This is a genomic window from Gryllotalpicola kribbensis, assembly GCF_039538245.1.
GTDB lineage: Bacteria > Actinomycetota > Actinomycetes > Actinomycetales > Microbacteriaceae > Gryllotalpicola > Gryllotalpicola kribbensis.
In genome coordinates this window covers 24,544-40,432 of the sequence record NZ_BAABBX010000015.1, presented here as the reverse complement: position 1 = coordinate 40,432, position 15,889 = coordinate 24,544, and the positions used below count along the sequence as shown (strand labels likewise).

At 71.9% G+C, this 15,889-nt stretch carries 13 protein-coding genes; 9 read left to right on the top strand and 4 right to left on the bottom strand.

What is annotated here, in order from left to right:
* Window positions 1–20 precede the first annotated feature (20 nt).
* The 4 genes from ABD716_RS09605 to nagB are packed head-to-tail and all read left to right on the top strand — an operon-like array spanning window position 21 to window position 4,854.
* A complete protein-coding gene (locus ABD716_RS09605; RefSeq protein ID WP_344776258.1) occupies window positions 21–1,475 on the top strand; it encodes a glycoside hydrolase family 3 protein in 1,455 nt (484 codons plus the stop codon).
* Window positions 1,472–2,389 carry an ROK family protein gene (locus ABD716_RS09600; protein ID WP_344776256.1) on the top strand — a complete coding sequence of 306 codons (918 nt, stop codon included), beginning with the start codon at window positions 1,472–1,474 and terminating at the stop codon, window positions 2,387–2,389. Before ABD716_RS09605 ends, ABD716_RS09600 begins: the two co-directional genes overlap by 4 nt.
* Window positions 2,386–4,014, top strand: a complete 1,629-nt coding sequence (locus tag ABD716_RS09595) for a beta-N-acetylhexosaminidase (RefSeq protein ID WP_344776254.1) — start codon at window positions 2,386–2,388, stop codon at window positions 4,012–4,014. Before ABD716_RS09600 ends, ABD716_RS09595 begins: the two co-directional genes overlap by 4 nt.
* A gap of 57 nt (window positions 4,015–4,071) precedes the next feature.
* Window positions 4,072–4,854 (top strand): glucosamine-6-phosphate deaminase, encoded by a 783-nt coding sequence (gene nagB / locus ABD716_RS09590; RefSeq protein WP_344776252.1) that lies wholly within the window; start codon window positions 4,072–4,074, stop codon window positions 4,852–4,854.
* Window positions 4,855–5,106: 252 nt separating this feature from the next.
* On the opposite strand, the gene ABD716_RS09585 is transcribed toward nagB, so the two are convergent.
* The 3 genes from ABD716_RS09585 to ABD716_RS09575 are packed head-to-tail and all read right to left on the bottom strand — an operon-like array spanning window position 5,107 to window position 8,514.
* Window positions 5,107–5,799, bottom strand: coding sequence for a copper homeostasis protein CutC (locus tag ABD716_RS09585; protein ID WP_344776250.1), 693 nt, complete (start codon window positions 5,797–5,799; stop codon window positions 5,107–5,109).
* Entirely contained in the window at window positions 5,796–7,310 is a 1,515-nt protein-coding gene (locus ABD716_RS09580; protein WP_344776248.1) for a M81 family metallopeptidase, read from the bottom strand. The genes ABD716_RS09585 and ABD716_RS09580 overlap by 4 nt, the downstream gene beginning before the upstream one ends.
* Window positions 7,303–8,514, bottom strand: a complete 1,212-nt coding sequence (locus ABD716_RS09575; RefSeq protein ID WP_344776246.1) for an ROK family transcriptional regulator — start codon at window positions 8,512–8,514, stop codon at window positions 7,303–7,305. Before ABD716_RS09575 ends, ABD716_RS09580 begins: the two co-directional genes overlap by 8 nt.
* A gap of 209 nt (window positions 8,515–8,723) precedes the next feature.
* Here ABD716_RS09575 and ABD716_RS09570 point away from each other — a divergent pair, with 209 nt between their 5' ends.
* From ABD716_RS09570 to ABD716_RS09550, 5 genes are all read left to right on the top strand, one after another.
* On the top strand, window positions 8,724–10,541 hold the full coding sequence (locus tag ABD716_RS09570) for a peptide ABC transporter substrate-binding protein (RefSeq protein ID WP_344776244.1): 1,818 nt from the start codon (window positions 8,724–8,726) through the stop codon (window positions 10,539–10,541).
* Window positions 10,542–10,642: 101 nt separating this feature from the next.
* Window positions 10,643–11,602: an ABC transporter permease gene (locus ABD716_RS09565; protein WP_344776242.1), complete on the top strand. Its 960-nt coding sequence runs from the start codon at window positions 10,643–10,645 to the stop codon at window positions 11,600–11,602.
* Between the two features lie 8 nt (window positions 11,603–11,610).
* Complete coding sequence (locus ABD716_RS09560; RefSeq protein WP_344776240.1) at window positions 11,611–12,498, top strand: ABC transporter permease; 888 nt, start codon at window positions 11,611–11,613, stop codon at window positions 12,496–12,498.
* Window positions 12,498–14,180 carry a dipeptide ABC transporter ATP-binding protein gene (locus ABD716_RS09555; protein WP_344776238.1) on the top strand — a complete coding sequence of 561 codons (1,683 nt, stop codon included), beginning with the start codon at window positions 12,498–12,500 and terminating at the stop codon, window positions 14,178–14,180. The genes ABD716_RS09560 and ABD716_RS09555 overlap by 1 nt, the downstream gene beginning before the upstream one ends.
* Window positions 14,177–15,094 (top strand): ROK family protein, encoded by a 918-nt coding sequence (locus tag ABD716_RS09550; RefSeq protein WP_344776236.1) that lies wholly within the window; start codon window positions 14,177–14,179, stop codon window positions 15,092–15,094. Before ABD716_RS09555 ends, ABD716_RS09550 begins: the two co-directional genes overlap by 4 nt.
* A gap of 23 nt (window positions 15,095–15,117) precedes the next feature.
* Here ABD716_RS09550 and ABD716_RS09545 read toward each other — a convergent pair whose 3' ends face one another.
* Entirely contained in the window at window positions 15,118–15,837 is a 720-nt protein-coding gene (locus ABD716_RS09545; RefSeq protein ID WP_344776234.1) for an alpha/beta fold hydrolase, read from the bottom strand.
* Window positions 15,838–15,889 lie beyond the last annotated feature (52 nt).

The following is a 15,889-nucleotide window of genomic DNA, read 5'->3' as shown; positions in this document are numbered from 1 at the left end:
CGTAAGCTTTACTAACAAACATGGCCCCGCCCACGCGCTCAGACCTCCTCGGCACGCTCCTGCCGGGCTTCATCGGCACCGAGCTGCCCGCGTGGCTCGACGCCCTGCTGAGGCAAGGGCTCGGCGGTGTCTGCCTCTTCGGCGCGAACATCGCGAGCCGCGAGCAGACCCGCCGGCTCACCGCGGCGATCCTCGATGCGAACCCCGACGCGATCATCGCGATCGACGAAGAGGGCGGCGACGTGACCCGGCTCTACTACGACCGGGGCGCGCCGTTCCCCGGCAACGCGCTGCTCGGCCGCATCGGCGAGCTCGCGCTGACCGAGCGCACCGCCCGCGCCGTCGGGTGGCAGCTGCGCGAGGTCGGCGTGAACGTGACCTTCGCGCCCGACGCGGACATCAACTCGAACCCCGACAACCCTGTGATCGGTGTGCGCTCCTTCGGAACGGAGCCCGCCCTCGTCGCAGACCACACCGCCGCCTGGGTCGCCGCAGTCCAGGGCACGGGCGTCGGCGCGGCCGCCAAGCACTTCCCTGGCCACGGCGACACGGCACAGGACTCGCACCTCGCGCTGCCGGTCGTCGACCGCACCCTCGACGAGCTGCGCGGGCGCGAGCTCGTGCCGTTCCGTGCCGCCGTCGAGGCGGGCACCGAGCTGATCATGACCTCGCACATCCTGCTGCCCCAGCTCGACGGCGACCGGCCGGCCACCATGAGCGCCCCCGTGCTGCAGGGGCTGCTGCGCGGCGAGCTCGGCTTCCAGGGCGTCATCGTCTCGGACGCGCTCGACATGAAGGGCGCCTCGGGTGAGCTCGGCATCGCCGGCGCCGCCGTGCGCGCACTCGCGGCGGGCGTCGATCTGCTGTGCATCGGCACCGACAACTCGGCCGCGCAGCTGGAGGGGATCGTGGCCGCGCTGGGGAGCGCCGTCGCGTCGGGCGAGCTCCCGGCCGAGCGGGTGCGGGAGGCCGCGAGCCGCACGCGCGCGCTGGCCGAGCGGCTCCGCTCCCGCGCCGCGAGCGCTGCGGCGCCGGCATCCCCCGTCACCGAGCCCGTCTTCGACCTCGAGCAGATCGCAAGCGGATTCGACGTGTCGGCGCACGCCCGCGCCTGGATCGCGGCCGCGGGCGGGCACTATGGAATCGTGCGCATCGAGAGCGTGAACAACATCGCCGTCGGCGTCGCCCCGTGGGGCGTCTTCGCGGCGGGGGCGCACGCCGACGCGACGGTGTCCGCGCCGGAGGAGGGGCCAGCCTCGGTGGGTGGCGCGCTGCTGATCGTCGGGAAGGACCTGCATCGGCGGCCGTACGCGCGCGACTACATCGACCGGGCCCGGGCGGCGGGCGGGGCATCCGTTCTCGTCGTCGACATGGGCTGGCCGAGCGACGACCGGGCCTATGCCGACATCGCGACCTTCGGTGCCTCTCGCCTCGCCGGCGAGGCGCTGCTGCAGCTGCTCGGGGCCGGCGCATGAGGCTCGGCCTCGACATCGGCGGCACGAAGATCGACGCGGTCGCACTCGGCGACGACGCCGCGGTGCTCGCCCGTGTGCGGGTCGCCACCGGCTTCGGGCCGGATGCCGTCGTGCGCAACGCGCTGTCCGCCGCGCTGCAGGCGGCCGAGGCGGCGGAAGTGAGCGTGGCGGCCCTCACCTCGGTCGGCATCGGCATTCCCGGCATCGTCGACGCCACCGCCGGCGTCGTGCGGCACGCCGTGAACCTCGGCCTCGGCGAGCTGGCGCTCGGGCCGATCCTCTCCGAGCATCTCGGGGTGCCCGTGCGCGTCGAGAACGACGTCAACGCGGCCTCGCTCGGGGCCTTCCACCTGCTCGGACTCGCCGGCTCGATGGCCTACCTCAACCTCGGTACCGGTGTCGCGGCCGGATTCGTGAACGACGGTTCGGTGTGGCGTGGCGCGCGCGGCACGGCGGGCGAGATCGGTCACATTCCGATCGACCCGGCCGGCGAGCGGTGCGCCTGCGGTCAGATCGGGTGCCTCGAGACGCTGGCGGGCGGCGGCTGGGTCGCGCGCAAGTGGGGCGGCGAGGCCGAGCTGCCCGTGCTCGAGGTGTTCGACGCGGCCGACGCGGGCGACGAGCGTGCCGTCGCGCTGCGCGACGAGCTCGTCGGCGGAGCCGCCGCGGCCGTGCGCATCCTCGTGCTCACCGCCGATGTCGAGACGGTCGTCATCGGCGGCGGCGTCAGCAACATCGGCGCGCGGCTGCTCGACCGCGTGTGCGCGAGCCTCGACGAGCTCGCGCGCGGCTCGCAGTTCCTCGGCTCACTCGAACTGCCGTCGCGGGTGCGCCTCGTGCCGCCCGGTCAGCCCGTCGCCGCGATCGGGGCGGCGCTCGCCGGTGTCGCCGAGAGCGAGGCGATCGGCGCATGACGGTCCACCTCCTTCCGCGCCCCGCCGAGCTGCGCGAGCTCGACGCGCCGGGCTACCGCCTCGACGCCGCCTCGACGATCGCCGGGCCCGAGGCGCTGCGCGGCGAGGCACAGTGGCTGCAGACGGCGCTGCGCGCCGCGACGGCGCTGCCGCTGCGCGAGGGGCCGGCCGAAGCCGGTGCGGGCATCGTGCTCGCCCTCGCTCCTGAGCTCGGCGCAGAGGCGTACCGGCTGACGGTCTCGGCCGCAGGCATCCGCATCGCCGCGGGGGACGCGGCCGGCGCGTTCTGCGCCGCGCAGACCGTGCTGCAGCTGCTGCCCCCGGCGATCTATCGCAGCGCGCCCGTTCCGGGCGTCGACTGGTCACTGCCGGCCGTCGAGATCGCGGATGCCCCGCGCTTCGGCTGGCGCGGCGCAATGCTCGACGTCGCCCGGCACTTCCTGCCGAAGCGCGAGGTGCTGCGCTTCGTCGACCTGCTCGCGGTGCACCGTCTCAACGTCCTGCACCTGCACCTCACCGACGATCAGGGCTGGCGCGTCGAGATCGCCCGCTACCCGCGGCTCACCGAGATCGGGTCGTGGCGCCGCGAGTCGCAGCTCGGCGCCGGGCCCGACGCCACCTTCGACGGGCGCCCGCACGGCGGGTTCTACACGCAGGACGACCTCCGCGAGATCGTCGCCTATGCCGCCGCGCGGCACATCGACGTCGTCCCCGAGATCGACGTGCCGGGGCACTCGCAGGCGGCCATCGCGGCGTACCCCGAGCTCGGCGTCACGGGGGAGCAGCTCGAGGTGTTCACCCGCTGGGGCATCAACGCGAACGTGCTCAACATGGAGGAGTCGACGGTGCGGTTCTACCTCGACGTCTTCGACGAGCTCATGGAGATCTTCCCCAGCCGCTTCGTCGGCGTGGGCGGCGACGAGTGCCCGAAGGAGCTGTGGGAATCCGACCCGCGCACCCGCGAGCTGATGGCCGAGCGCGGGCTCGCGAGCGGCGAGGAGCTGCAGACCTGGTTCATCCGGCGCCTCGATGCGCACATCAGCGCGCGTGGTCGCCGTCTCTTCGGCTGGGACGAGGTCCTCGAAGGCGAGCTCGCCCCCGATGCCACCATCGCCTCGTGGCGGGGCACGCGGGGCGCGGTCACCGCGGCCCGCCGCGGTCACGACGTCGTGCTGTGCCCCGACGACCAGGCCTACCTCGACTACCGGCAGTCGGATTCCCCGGACGAGCCGATCCCGGTCGCGATCGTGCTCACCGTCGAGGACGTGTACGCCTTCGACCCGGTGCTGCCAGAGCTCACGCCCGATGAGCAGAAGCACGTGCTCGGCGGCCAGGCGAACGTCTGGACGGAGCACATGGACTCGCCCCGCACGGTCGACTACTTCGCGTTCCCGCGGCTGGCCGCGCTCGCCGAGGCGCTCTGGACGCCGGGGCCGAAGGATGTTGAGGACTTCCTGGTGCGACTCGGCCATCACCTCGGCCGCCTCGACGCCCTTGGCGTCGAGTACCGGGCCGCGGAGGGGCCGCGCCCATGGCAGCGCCGCCCGGGTGTCGCGGGCCGGCCGAGCACGCGCGAGGAACGACAGGCCTACATGGAGGCCGTCACCGCCAACATCGCCGACTGAGCGCGGCGCGACGGCGGTCTGCCCGGCCGCCGCCTGAGAGAACGAGTGGAGAACCAGATGGAGATCGTGATCCTGCCGGATTCGGCGGAGGTGGGTCGGGTTGCGGCATCCGTGATCGCTGATGTGGTGGCGCGCAAGCCCGATGGTGCACTGGGCCTGGCGACGGGGTCGTCGCCGCTTGCGATCTATGACGAGCTCGCGCGTCGGGCGGCTGCTGGCGAGCTGGATTTCTCGCGCATGCGGGGGTTCGCGCTGGATGAGTATGTGGGGCTGGACTATGCGCACCCCGAGAGCTATCACGCGGTCATCGACCGCACGGTGACGAAGCCGCTGGGGATGGACCCCGAGCTGGTGTCGGTGCCTGACGGGTTGGCGCAGGACGTGCCGGCGGCGTGCGCGGCGTATGAGGCGGCGATCGATGCGGCCGGGGGGATCGACGTGCAGATCCTCGGCATCGGGGCGAACGGGCACATCGGGTTCAACGAGCCGACGTCGTCGCTGGCCTCGCGCACGCGGATCAAGACGCTGACGCCGAAGACGCGGGCGGACAATGCGCGGTTCTTCGATTCCCCGGAGGCGGTGCCGACGCATTGTGTGACCCAGGGGCTGGGGACGATCCTGCGGGCGCGGCGTCTGGTGCTGGTGGCGCAGGGGGAGGCGAAGGCCGAGGCGATCGCCGCCGCGGTGGAGGGGCCGGTGTCCGCGTCGTGCCCGGCGTCGGTGCTGCAACTGCATGAGCATGCGACGGTCGTGATCGATGAGGGCGCGGCCTCGCGCCTGCACAACGCGGACTACTACCGCTACACCTGGGCCAACAAGCCCGAGTGGCAGCGCTACTGAGCCAGAGGCCGAGGCCGGGCGCTTCGCGCGCCCTGAACTTCGTGCGGCGACAGTAGAGGTCGTTTCGCCTGCCCTGAACTTCGCGCGGCGACACTAGATGTCGTTTCGCCTGCCCCTGAACTTGGTGCGGCGACAGTAGATGCCGGTTTCCGCGGCCGGAGCGGCATCTACTGTCGTCGGGTGGTGCGCCGGCGCGCGGTCGCAACATCTAATGTCGCCCCGTGTGCGCGGTTTACGCGGTGTCCTCCGCGGCTACGCCCCGTCGAGCGCCGCGCGCGCCGCGGCGACGAGACCGCCGTCGGTCACCCAGTGGTCGTGCTGCCGCCGCTTGGCCGACAGGTGCACGGCCGAGACGCCTGCGCCGACGAGCATGGGGATCGTCGCGGCCGAGACGCCGCCGCCTGACATGATCTGGATGCCGCCGGCCGCGGCGACCATGGCGGCGATGACCCCCGCGCCCTCCGGCGCCGACGGGCGGCCGCCCGAGGTGAGAACCCGCATCGGCGCAAGCGGCGACGCGGCCAGCCGGCCCGCCTCGCGCACGGGGTCCGCGCTCGCGTCGATCGCGCGGTGGATCGTGACCGCCACGTCGGGGCGCACCGCCCGTGCGGCATCCGCCATCGCTGCGATCGCGTCGAGGTCGAGCGCGCCGCCCGCGGTCAGCGCCCCGATGACGACGCCCGCGGCACCCGCCGCGACCACCGCGTGGGCCTCGCGGCGCATCAGCGCGAGCTCATCGGCGTCGTAGACGAAGTCGCCGGGCCGGCTGCGCACGAGCACGTGCGTCTCGCCGCCGGTTTCGAGCACCGCCTCGACGAGGCCCTGCGACGGCGTGATGCCGCCGGTCTCGAGCGCGGCCGAGAGCTCGACGCGGTCGGCGCCGTTCTCGAGGGCCGCCCGCGCGCCGGCCGCCGACGCGACGGCGATCTCGAGCGCGACGGTCACTCGTCGGCTCCGGTCAGCGGCAGGTTCGACGCCGGAATGAGCCGGGCATGCAGATCGGGCTCGAAGTCGGGCGCGTCGAACGGCAGCATCGGCCGACGGATGCGGTGATGCCCGAGCCGCACGAGGTCCTGGTCGACGCCGCCCGGGGTGAGCGCCATCATCCAATCGGCGGCCATCTCATAGAGCTCGGGCTCGAGGTAGCCGATCTTCACGAAGACGATGTCGGCCGCGCGCGGGGCGAGGTCGAGGTCGGTGAAGTCGTGCTCGTGGTGGTAGGGCTTCCGCAGCTTCGTGACGATCACGTGCAGGCCGCCGACGCGGATCACGACCTCGATCTCGGCGTCGCGATCGCCGTGGCGGATGCTGTGCACCACGCCCGTGAAGGTGACGGGCCCCTCGTGCACGTCATCGACGGCGGCACCGGCCGTGACCGTCACCGTGGCGCCGACGCCCGCGGCGACGGCGGTCTCGACCGCCGCGGGGCCGGGGATCGACGCGTAGATCACCGTGCGCCCGGCATCCGTGATCTCGCGGTTCTCGAGCAGGCGCGCGAGCGTCCAGGTCACGTCGCCCGCACCGCCCGCTGTCGGGTTGTCGCCGCTGTCGCTGATGAAGAACGGATGCTTCGCCGAGGCGAGCGCGGCGGCGACGGTCTCATCCAGCGTGCCGACGGGCGCGACGAAGTCGAAGTCGGGGCCGGCCTGCCAGAAGGCGCGGGCGAGCCGCTCGGCCTGCGCGGTGACCGCCGCTTCGTCGTCGCCGGTGACCACGGTGACGGCGCGGTTGCGCGGCTCGTCGGCCCAGGCGTAGCCGACCCAGATCGCCGCGTCGAGCACGCCCGGCTGCGCGGCGGCGTCGTGCACCTGCGCGTAGACGCCCTTGGCGGGCTCGATACGGGTCGAGGTCTTCTCGCCCGGCAGCAGCACGGGGATCGGCACCCACGCCTTGAGCGGTCGGCCCTTCCCCGACGCGAGGCGCTCGACGAGGTTGCGCACCCCGCGCTCCTTGGTCTCGAGGTGGTCCTCGTGCGGCGCCATGCGATAGCAGGTGATCAGGTCGCTCAGGTGCGCGAGCTCGCGGCTGACGTTGCCGTGCAGGTCCATGGTCGTCGAGATCAGCACGTCGGGGCCGACGGTCTCGCGAATGCGGGCGAGCAGCACCGCCTCTGCGTCGTCGAGCCCCTCGACGGTCATCGCCCCGTGGATGTCGTACCAGAGCCCGTCGAGCTCGGGCATCGCCGCGAGCCGCTCGATGATCTCGTCGGAGAGAGTCTGGAACGCCTCTGCCGTCGCGGCGCCGCCGGGCAGCGACTTCCCGACGAGCGCCGGATGCCATTCGGCCGCGCCGCGCAGCTCGGTGCCCTCGCCGAGGAAGGCGGCGTAGCGGTCGAGGATCTCGCCGCCGCGCATGGGGTGGAAGGCGGGTGCCTCGGTGCGCGCCGGCGAGAAGGTGCTCGACTCGATGCCGAGGCCGGCGATGGCGATGCGGGGCAGACGGGTGGCGTCAGACAAGGGAGTCCTTCCGGGTGGCCCGGGGCGTCGCCCGGGGGATCGAATCGAGGGTGGCGGCCAGGGAGCGCTGCAGGGCCTCGAGGCCCGCGCCGACCAGGCCGGCATCGGCGCCGAGGCTCAGCGTCTCGATGCGCAGGTCGCGGGTGAGCAGCGGGTGGCAGCTGTCGTAGAGCTGGCTGCGCACCGCCGCGACGAACGGCTCGAGGGTCGAGAGGATGCCGCCGAGGAACACGGAATCGGGGTTGAAGAAGTTGACGTTGGCGCTGAGCACCTCGCCGAGGTAGCCGCCGGCCTGTCGGGCGGCCTGGTTCGCGATCGGGTCGCCCGCCTCGACCAGGGCGACCACGTCCTCGGTGGTCTCGACCTGCCTGCCGCGCTCGCGCAGGATGCGCTGCAGCGCGAAGCCCGAGGCGACGGTCTCGAGGCAGCCGAAGTTGCCGCATGCGCACGGGATGTCGCCGGCGGCGAGCACCCGCACGTGGGTGATGTCGCCCGCGGCGCCGGTAGCCCCGAAGTGCAGTCGGCCGTCGGCCACGATGCCGGCGCCGATGGCCGTCCCGGCCTTGACGGTGATGGAGAAGCGGCGCTCGCCGTGGTGCGCGGCGTCCTCGCCGAGCGCCATCATGTTCGCATCGTTGCCGACCGACGTGATGACCCCGAGACGCTCGGCTAGTCGCTCGCGGATCGGGTAGCGGTGCCAGCCGGGCATGCGCGAGGGGCTGTCGACCCAGCCGTGCTCGGGGTCGACGGGCCCGGGAAGCGAGAGCCCCGCGGCGGCGAGCTTGCCCGAGGACTGGCCGATGAGCTGCTCGAACTCGCTCACGAGCGTGTCGAGGCACTCGTCGGGGCCGGCGCTCAGATCGAAGGGCACGGTGCGCACGCTCTCGCGCGCACCGCCGCCGCGCACAACGCCGACGCGCGCGTGGCGGCCGCCGAGGTCGGCCGCCACCGCGAACTCGTCGCTGTGGCCGATGCGCAGGATCTTGCGCGGCCGGCCGCCGGTCGACGACTGCAGCCCCTCCTCAGCCACAAGACCCCGCGAGATGAGCTGCTGCACCGCGAGCGAGACGCTGCTGGCCGGGGCGCCGAGCAGCTGCCCGAGCTCGGTGCGCGTCTCGGCCTGGCCGCTGGCGATGAGCGAGAGCGCGCGGCTCGCGAGGGTCTCGTGACCGGCATCCGATCGGGCTCGCGTTATTTCTGCCATGTGTGAAGTAATTCCAGCTCTGTGAGAAGTGGGGCGTGCATGCAGACTAGCGCCGCCCGGTTTCCCCTGAAGTTTCGCCAGAACTGGCGTAATCAAGTTTTTACAGCGCGACGTTACTTTCTTCGTTCACTTGCCCTTTACTTAGGGACACGGCACGGCTCCGTCCCCGACTGGCGGCCCCCGGCGGCCGCACCCCCTGAAGGAGAAAGATGTCTCACCCACGCTCTGCGGTTCGCCGCGCAGGCATCGCGGTCGCCGCGATGGCCGCGGCTGCCGTCATGCTCGCCGGCTGTTCCTCCGGCGGCTCGTCGAACACCGGCTCGAGCTCGAGTTCAAGCAAGGACTCGATCGACTACGCGCTGCCCGCCAACTTCACGCCCAACTGGATCCTGCCAGTCGGCGCCCCTGGCAAGCTCAACACCAACAACGGCTCGATCGCCGCGTCGCTGTGGGAGCCGCTCGTCGCCTACGACGGCTCGACCGGCACCGTCGGGTGGCACAAGGACGCGAGCATCGCGAGCGACGTGAAGTTCAACTCCGCGGGCACCGAGGCGACCATCACGCTCGGTGACCGGCACTGGAGCGACGGCAAGCCCGTCACCTCGCGCGACGTGCAGTTCTGGTACAACCTGGTGACCGCCAACAAGAAGAACTGGGGCAACTACAACGAGGGCCAGGCCCCCGACAACTGGACGAAGCTCACCGTCACCGACGACACGCACTTCACGATCGCCTTCGACAAGGCATACAACACCGACTGGATGCTGGCGAACGAGCTCAGCCTGATCACGCCGCTGCCGCAGCACGCCTGGGACAAGACCAGCGCGAGCGGCCCGGTCGGCGACAACGACCTCACGCCGAGCGGTGCCGTGCAGGTCTGGAACTACCTGAACAAGGCCGCGGGCGACATCAGCAGCTACGCGAGCAACCCGCTCTGGAAGGTCGTCGACGGCCCGTACACGGTCACGAAGTTCACGACCGCGGGGAACGTCACCCTGACCGCCAACAAGAAGTACGACGGCGGCGAGAAGGCGAAGATCACGACCGTCAACCTGCTGCCGTTCACCTCCGCCGATGCGGAGGAGAACGCCGTGCGCAGCGGCCAGGTCGACTACGGCTACATCCAGCCGACCTCGCTCGACCAGAAGCAGTCGTTCACGGCCAAGGGCTACGAGGTCGAGCCGTGGACAGGCTGGGCGATCACGTACTTCCCCTACAACTTCAACAACCCGACCATGGGGCCGGTGTTCAAGCAGCTCTACGCGCGGCAGGCGATCCAGAAGTCCGTCGACCAGGACAGCCTCGTGAAGGCGATCTTCAACGGCACCGCAACGGCCGGCTACGGGCCGATCCCGCAGTCGACGTCGTCCGACTTCCTCTCGCCCGAGCAGAAGAAGAACCCGTACCCGTTCTCGAACAGCGCCGCGAAGAAGCTGCTCACCGCCCACGGCTGGAAGGCCGGCTCTGACGGCATCATGGTCTGCGAGGACGCCGGCAGCGGCGACAGCCAATGCGGCGAGGGCGTCGCGGCGGGCACCAAGTTCACCATGGAGGTGCTCGCCCAGTCCGGCTCGCAGGTCACCGACAACGAGCTGAGCGCGCTGCAGTCGTCGTTCAAGGACAGCGGCATCGGATTCACGATCAAGCAGGCGCCCGTCAACACCGTGCTCTCGCAGACGCCGCAGTGCACGCCGAGCGAGGCGATCTGCAAGTGGCAGCTGTCGTACTTCGGCACCGCCGGAAGCTGGTACTTCGCGGCCTACCCGACCGGTGACTCGCTGTTCCAGACCGGTGGCGGCGCGAACTTCGGGAACTACAGCGACGCGCAGGCCGACAAGCTGATCACCGCGACCACGCAGTCGAACGACTCGAGCGCGATCCAGGACTACAGCGCGCTTCTCGCGAAGCAGCTGCCTGTCATCTGGCTGCCCGAGCCGGACTATCAGATCTCGGTGATCAAGAAGGGCCTGACCGCCCCGCAGGACCCGATGGCGAACTTCCACCCGGCGCGCTGGGCCTGGAAGTAGCACCCCCTGTCGGACCGGGGGCGCCCGCGCGGTGCCCCCGGTTCTGACCGGTCGCGCCGACCCGTCGCACCACCGACTCACCGATCCACCGAAAGCTGCGGATGGCCACAACGCTCTTCATCCTGCGGCGACTGCTTCAAGCGGTCGTCGTGGTCTTCATCGTCACCATCGTGGTGTTCTGCCTGCTGCACTCGCTTCCGGGCGGCCCCGCCCGGGGCGTCCTCGGCGTGCACGCCACCGCCCAGCAGATCGCCCAGTTCAACAGCGAGCAGGGTCTCGATCGCCCGCTTCCCGTTCAGTACGTCCTCTACCTCGGCCAGCTGCTGCGGGGCGACCTCGGCGAGTCGTTCACGCTGAACGCGCCGGTCTCGCAGCTCATCGTCCAGCGGCTGCCGAAGACGCTGGTGCTGACCCTCGCCCAGGCGGTGCTCGCCCTGGTCGTCGCGATCCCCGTCGGCATGTGGCAGGCGCGCCGCCGCAACCGGCCCTCCGACTACGTGCTCACCACGGTGAGCCTCGTGCTCTATTCGACGCCCGTGTTCTTCTTCGGCCTGATCCTGATCGCGCTGCTGACCCAGGTCATTCCGGTGCTGCCGTCGCAGGCGCCGAGCGGGGACACCCTGGCGCAGGTGTTCAGCGACCCTGCCGGCCTCGTCCTGCCGATCGTCACGGGCGCCGCCGCCATGGTGGCGGTCTTCAGCCGCTTCATGCGCTCGGCCACCCTCGAGAACCTCGACGAGGACTTCGTGCGCACCGCACGCGCCGGCGGCTCGTCGATGCGCAGCATCCTCACCCGGCACGTGTTCCGCAACTCGCTCACGCCGGTCGTCGCGATGCTCGGCTACTACGTGCCCGTGCTGTTCGGCGGCTCGCTCGTCGTCGAGCAGCTCTTCAACTACCCCGGCATGGGCCTGCTGTTCTGGAACGCGGCGCAGAGCTCCGACTTCCCCGTGCTGCTCGGCTGCGTCCTCGTCATCGCCGTCGCGACCGTGTGCGGCACCCTGCTCGCCGATGTGCTGCAGGCGATCATCGACCCGCGCGTGAAAACGACCCGTTCCTAGGAGCCCCGATGTCCACCCTCCTCCAGTCGACGCCGGAACTCGCCGTCGCCGCGGGCCCCACCGGCGGCTCGCTCGCCTGGCGGCGCTTCCGCCGCAACCGGCTCGCCGTCATCGGCCTCGCCGTCGTGATCTTCTTCGTGCTGTTCTGCTTCGTCGGCCCGCTCGTCTATCACACCGACCAGACCCGCACGGATCTGCACGCCATCAACCTCGCGCCGAGCGCGGGGCATCCGCTCGGCACAGACGCGGTCGGCCACGACCAGCTCGGCCGCCTTATGTACGGCGGCACGGTGTCGCTCATGGTCGGCATCGCGGCGGGCCTGCTGGCCATCGTCATCGGCATGGTCTGGGGCTCGACCGCGGGCTACCTCGGCGGCTGGGTCGAGACCGTCATGATGCGCGTCGTCGACGCCGGCATCGCGATCCCCGCGCTGTTCATCCTGCTTGTCATCTCGGCGATCTCGACGCCGCACGTGCTCGGCCTCATCGTGATCCTGGGGCTCGTGTCGTGGCTCGTGCCCTCGCGTCTGATCAGGGCCGAGACCCTGACCCTCAAGAACCGCGACTACGTGCTGACCCTGCGCGCCTTCGGCGGGGGCCACACCCGCGCAATCGGCCGGCACATCCTGCCGAACAGCATCAGCACCATCGTCGTCTCGGCGACGTTCCAGATCGCCGACGCGATCCTGCTCGTCGCCTACGTGAGCTATCTGGGGCTCGGCGTGCAGGCGCCGCAGACCGACTGGGGCGGCATGCTCAGCCAAGGACTCGATGCCGCGTACGCCGGCAGGTGGTGGCTGATCGTTCCGCCGGGCGTCGCGATCATTCTCGTGGTGTGCGCGTTCAACGCGATCGGCGACGGACTGCGCGACGCGTTCGCGGTGAGGGGGCGATGATGCGGGCGGATGCCGGCGCGATTCTGCGCATCGACGAGCTGACCGTCTCGTTCCGCACCGACAGCGGCGAGGTGCCCGCCGTCCGCGGTGTCAGCTTCGAGCTCGCGGCGGGCGAGGCGCTCGCCCTCGTCGGCGAGTCGGGCTCGGGCAAGAGCACGGTCGCGCTCGCGGCGCTCGGCCTGCTCGGCGGCACTGCCCGCGTGAGCGGATCGATCGCGATCGGCGACATCGCCGTCGTCGGGGCCGGCGAGCGCGAGCTGCAGCGCGTGCGCGGCAAGCTCGCGTCGATGGTCTTCCAGGAGCCGGCGACCGCCCTCGACCCGCTGATGCGCGTGGGCGATCAGATCGCCGAGGTGATCCGCAACCACGACGACGTCAGCGCAGCCGAGGCGCAGGCGCGCGCCGTCGAGCTTCTCGGCCACGTCGGGCTGCCCGAACCGGCATCCCGCGTGCGGTCGTTCCCGTTCCAGCTCTCGGGCGGCCAGCGGCAGCGCGTGGTGATCGCGATGGCGATCGCCAACCGGCCCAAGCTGCTCATCGCCGACGAGCCGACCACGGCGCTCGACGTCACGGTGCAGGCCGAGATCCTCGACCTGCTGCGCCGCCTCGCCGCCGAGAACGACATGGGCGTGCTGCTCGTGACGCACAACATGGGCGTCGTCGCCGACTTCGCCGATCGCGTCGCGGTGATGACCGACGGCCGGCTGGTCGAAGAGGGGCCCGTCGACGAGGTGCTGCTGCGTCCGCAGCACGAGTACACGCGGGCGCTGCTGTCTGCGGTGCCGCGGCTGAGCGTCGCCGAGCGGCCGGCCGCGGCGGGGGCGGCAGGGGCGGCGGGGCCTGCCGCGCCCGCGGCGCCCGCGAGGGAACGGTACGTGGAGGCCTCCGGGGTCAGCGTCAGCTTCGGCCGCGGCGTACGCGCCGTGCACGCCCTGCGCGACGTCAGCCTCGATGTCGCCGCGGGCGAGACTGTGGGCCTCGTCGGGGAATCCGGCAGCGGGAAGTCGACGATCGCGCGGGCCGTGCTCGGTCTGATCGAGCCCGACAGCGGCTCGGTGCGCGTGTTCGGCGAGGAGCTGCGCCGCGCCCGGGGTCGCCGACTGCGGCAGCTGCGGGCCGGTATCGGCGTCGTTCTGCAGGACCCCGTCGCCTCCCTCGATGCCCGGCTCAGCGTCGCCGAGTGCATCGCCGAGCCTCTGCTGGTGCACGCTCGCGGTCTCGGCCGCGCCGAGCGCAGGCGCCGCGTGGCCGAGGCGCTCGAGGCCGTGCGCCTGCCTGCGGCCTTCATGGACCGCGCGCCGCGTGAGCTGTCGGGCGGCCAGCGCCAGCGCGTCAGCCTGGCTCGCGCGCTGGTGCTGAGCCCGCGCCTGCTGGTGGCCGACGAGCCGACCAGCGCGCTCGACGTCAGCGTGCAGCGCACGGTGCTCGACGTGATCACCGAGCTGCAGCGAGAGCTCGGCTTCGCGTGCATCTTCGTCTCGCACGACCTCGCGGTCGTGCAGGAGTTCGCCCAGCGGGTCGTCGTCATGCGTGCAGGCGCGGTCGTCGAGACCGGCCCGACCGCCGTCACGCTCTCGCACCCCGAGACGGAGTACACGCGACGACTGCTCGCCGCCGTGCCCGTGCCCGACCCCGTTGTGCAGCGCGGCAGGCGGCTGGCCGCGGCAGGGGGAGCCGCGTGACGGCCGCGGCCGGCCGGCTGATCGCGGGGGTCGACATCGGGGGAACAGCCATTCAGGTCGTGCTGTGCACGACCGAGCTCGACATCGTCGCTCGGGCGACGGTGGCCACCCCGCGCGGCGGCGACGCCATGATCGATGCGGCGGTCGGGCTGATCGGCGAGCTCGCGGCGGCGCAGGGCGCGGTCGTCGCCGGTGTCGGGGTCGGGGCCGCCGGCGTCGTGGATGCCGATGCGGGCCAGATCCTCGTCGCGAGCGACACCTTCGTCGACTGGGCGGGCTTCCGGGTGACGGCGGCGATCAGCGCGCGGCTCGGCGTGCCGGCGTTCCTCGAGAACGACGTGAACGCCTTCCTGACGGGCGAGATCGCCGCCGGCGCGATCCGGGGCGAGGCGGATGCCGTCGCGATCATGCTCGGCACCGGGGTCGGCGGGGCGCTCTGGCTCGGCGGTCGGCTGTTCGACGGCCCGCACGGGGCGGCCGGCGAGATCGGGCACATGCCCGGCTTCGGCGATGCGCTGTGCAGCTGCGGCCGGCACGGCCACCTTGAGACGGTGGCCGCCGGGCGGCAGCTCGAGCTGCGCTATCGCGAGGCCGGCGGGGCCGAGCTGCGGACGGCCGAGATCGCGCAGCGCGCCGCCGCGGGCGAGGCGGATGCCGCGGGGGTCTTCCGCACCGCGGGGCGCGCGGTCGGCCAGGCGATCTCGGTCGTCTCGGCGCTCGTGGATGTCACGACGGTGGTGATCGGTGGCGGGGTCTCGCAGGCGTGGGACTTGCTCGAGCCAGCGATCGCCGAGTACCTCGCCGACGAGCCGCCGGTGAGCGGGCTGCCGATCCGCATCGCGCGCAGCACGTTGGGGAAGGACGCGGTCGCGGTCGGTGCCGCGAGCCGCGTCCGCCGCGAGCTCGGCCTCTGAGGCTCAGCTCGTCGACGACCGCGTCAGCGCGCGGCCAGGAAATCGTCGAGCACGCGGAACAGCGCCGCCGGCTGCTCGAGCTGGGGCAGGTGGCCGGCCGCGTCGATCAGCTCGAAGCGCGCGCCCGGAATCGCGGCGGCGTACGCCCGGCCGTACTCCGGCGTCACGACGCCGTCGGAGTCGCCCCAGACGACGAGCGCCGGAACGGTGATGCCGCCGAGCCTGCCGAGCAGCGAGGGGTCGTGCATATAGGGGTCGCCCGCGACCGCCATGAGCGCCGCCTGGTTGCCGCGCACGATCGCGAGGCCCTCGGGCGTGGGCGGCGGCACGACCAGCTTCGACGGGTCGTGGAAGCTGAACTGCGCGATCTGCTGCGGAGCGAGACCCCCGAGGTCGCGGATGGGCTGGCCCGGCACCTCGATGCCGACCACATCGATCAGCGCGATGCCGCCGACGCGCCCCTCGGTGTCGGCAAGGGACATCTCGGCCGCGATCCAGCCGCCGAGCGAGTTGCCGACCACGACGACGTCGCGCAGTGAGGCCTCCGCCAGCTCACTCAGGAAGTGGGCGGCAAGCGCACGCGCGCTGTCCAGGTGGTCGGGGCGCGGCGTGCCGTTCCAGCCGGGGATGGTGGGTGCGAGCACCTGCGCCGAGTCGGCGAAGTGGGCCGCGATCGGCGCGACGGTGGCGGGGCCGCCACCGCCGTGCAGGACGAGGACTGTGGGACGTGAGGTCGTGGTCATGGCGACGACGCTATATCAACATGTTTATATACACAAGCTGATACGCTCGGAA

Coding starts and splice junctions, on each gene's coding strand:
- ABD716_RS09565 (WP_344776242.1), top strand. CDS start 10,643: ATGGCCACAACGCTCTTCATCCTGCGGCGACTGCTTCAAGCGGTCGTC.
- nagB (WP_344776252.1), top strand. CDS start 4,072: ATGGAGATCGTGATCCTGCCGGATTCGGCGGAGGTGGGTCGGGTTGCG.
- ABD716_RS09560 (WP_344776240.1), top strand. CDS start 11,611: ATGTCCACCCTCCTCCAGTCGACGCCGGAACTCGCCGTCGCCGCGGGC.
- ABD716_RS09595 (WP_344776254.1), top strand. CDS start 2,386: ATGACGGTCCACCTCCTTCCGCGCCCCGCCGAGCTGCGCGAGCTCGAC.
- ABD716_RS09605 (WP_344776258.1), top strand. CDS start 21: ATGGCCCCGCCCACGCGCTCAGACCTCCTCGGCACGCTCCTGCCGGGC.
- ABD716_RS09575 (WP_344776246.1), bottom strand. CDS start 8,514: ATGGCAGAAATAACGCGAGCCCGATCGGATGCCGGTCACGAGACCCTC.
- ABD716_RS09570 (WP_344776244.1), top strand. CDS start 8,724: ATGTCTCACCCACGCTCTGCGGTTCGCCGCGCAGGCATCGCGGTCGCC.
- ABD716_RS09545 (WP_344776234.1), bottom strand. CDS start 15,837: ATGACCACGACCTCACGTCCCACAGTCCTCGTCCTGCACGGCGGTGGC.
- ABD716_RS09600 (WP_344776256.1), top strand. CDS start 1,472: ATGAGGCTCGGCCTCGACATCGGCGGCACGAAGATCGACGCGGTCGCA.
- ABD716_RS09555 (WP_344776238.1), top strand. CDS start 12,498: ATGCGGGCGGATGCCGGCGCGATTCTGCGCATCGACGAGCTGACCGTC.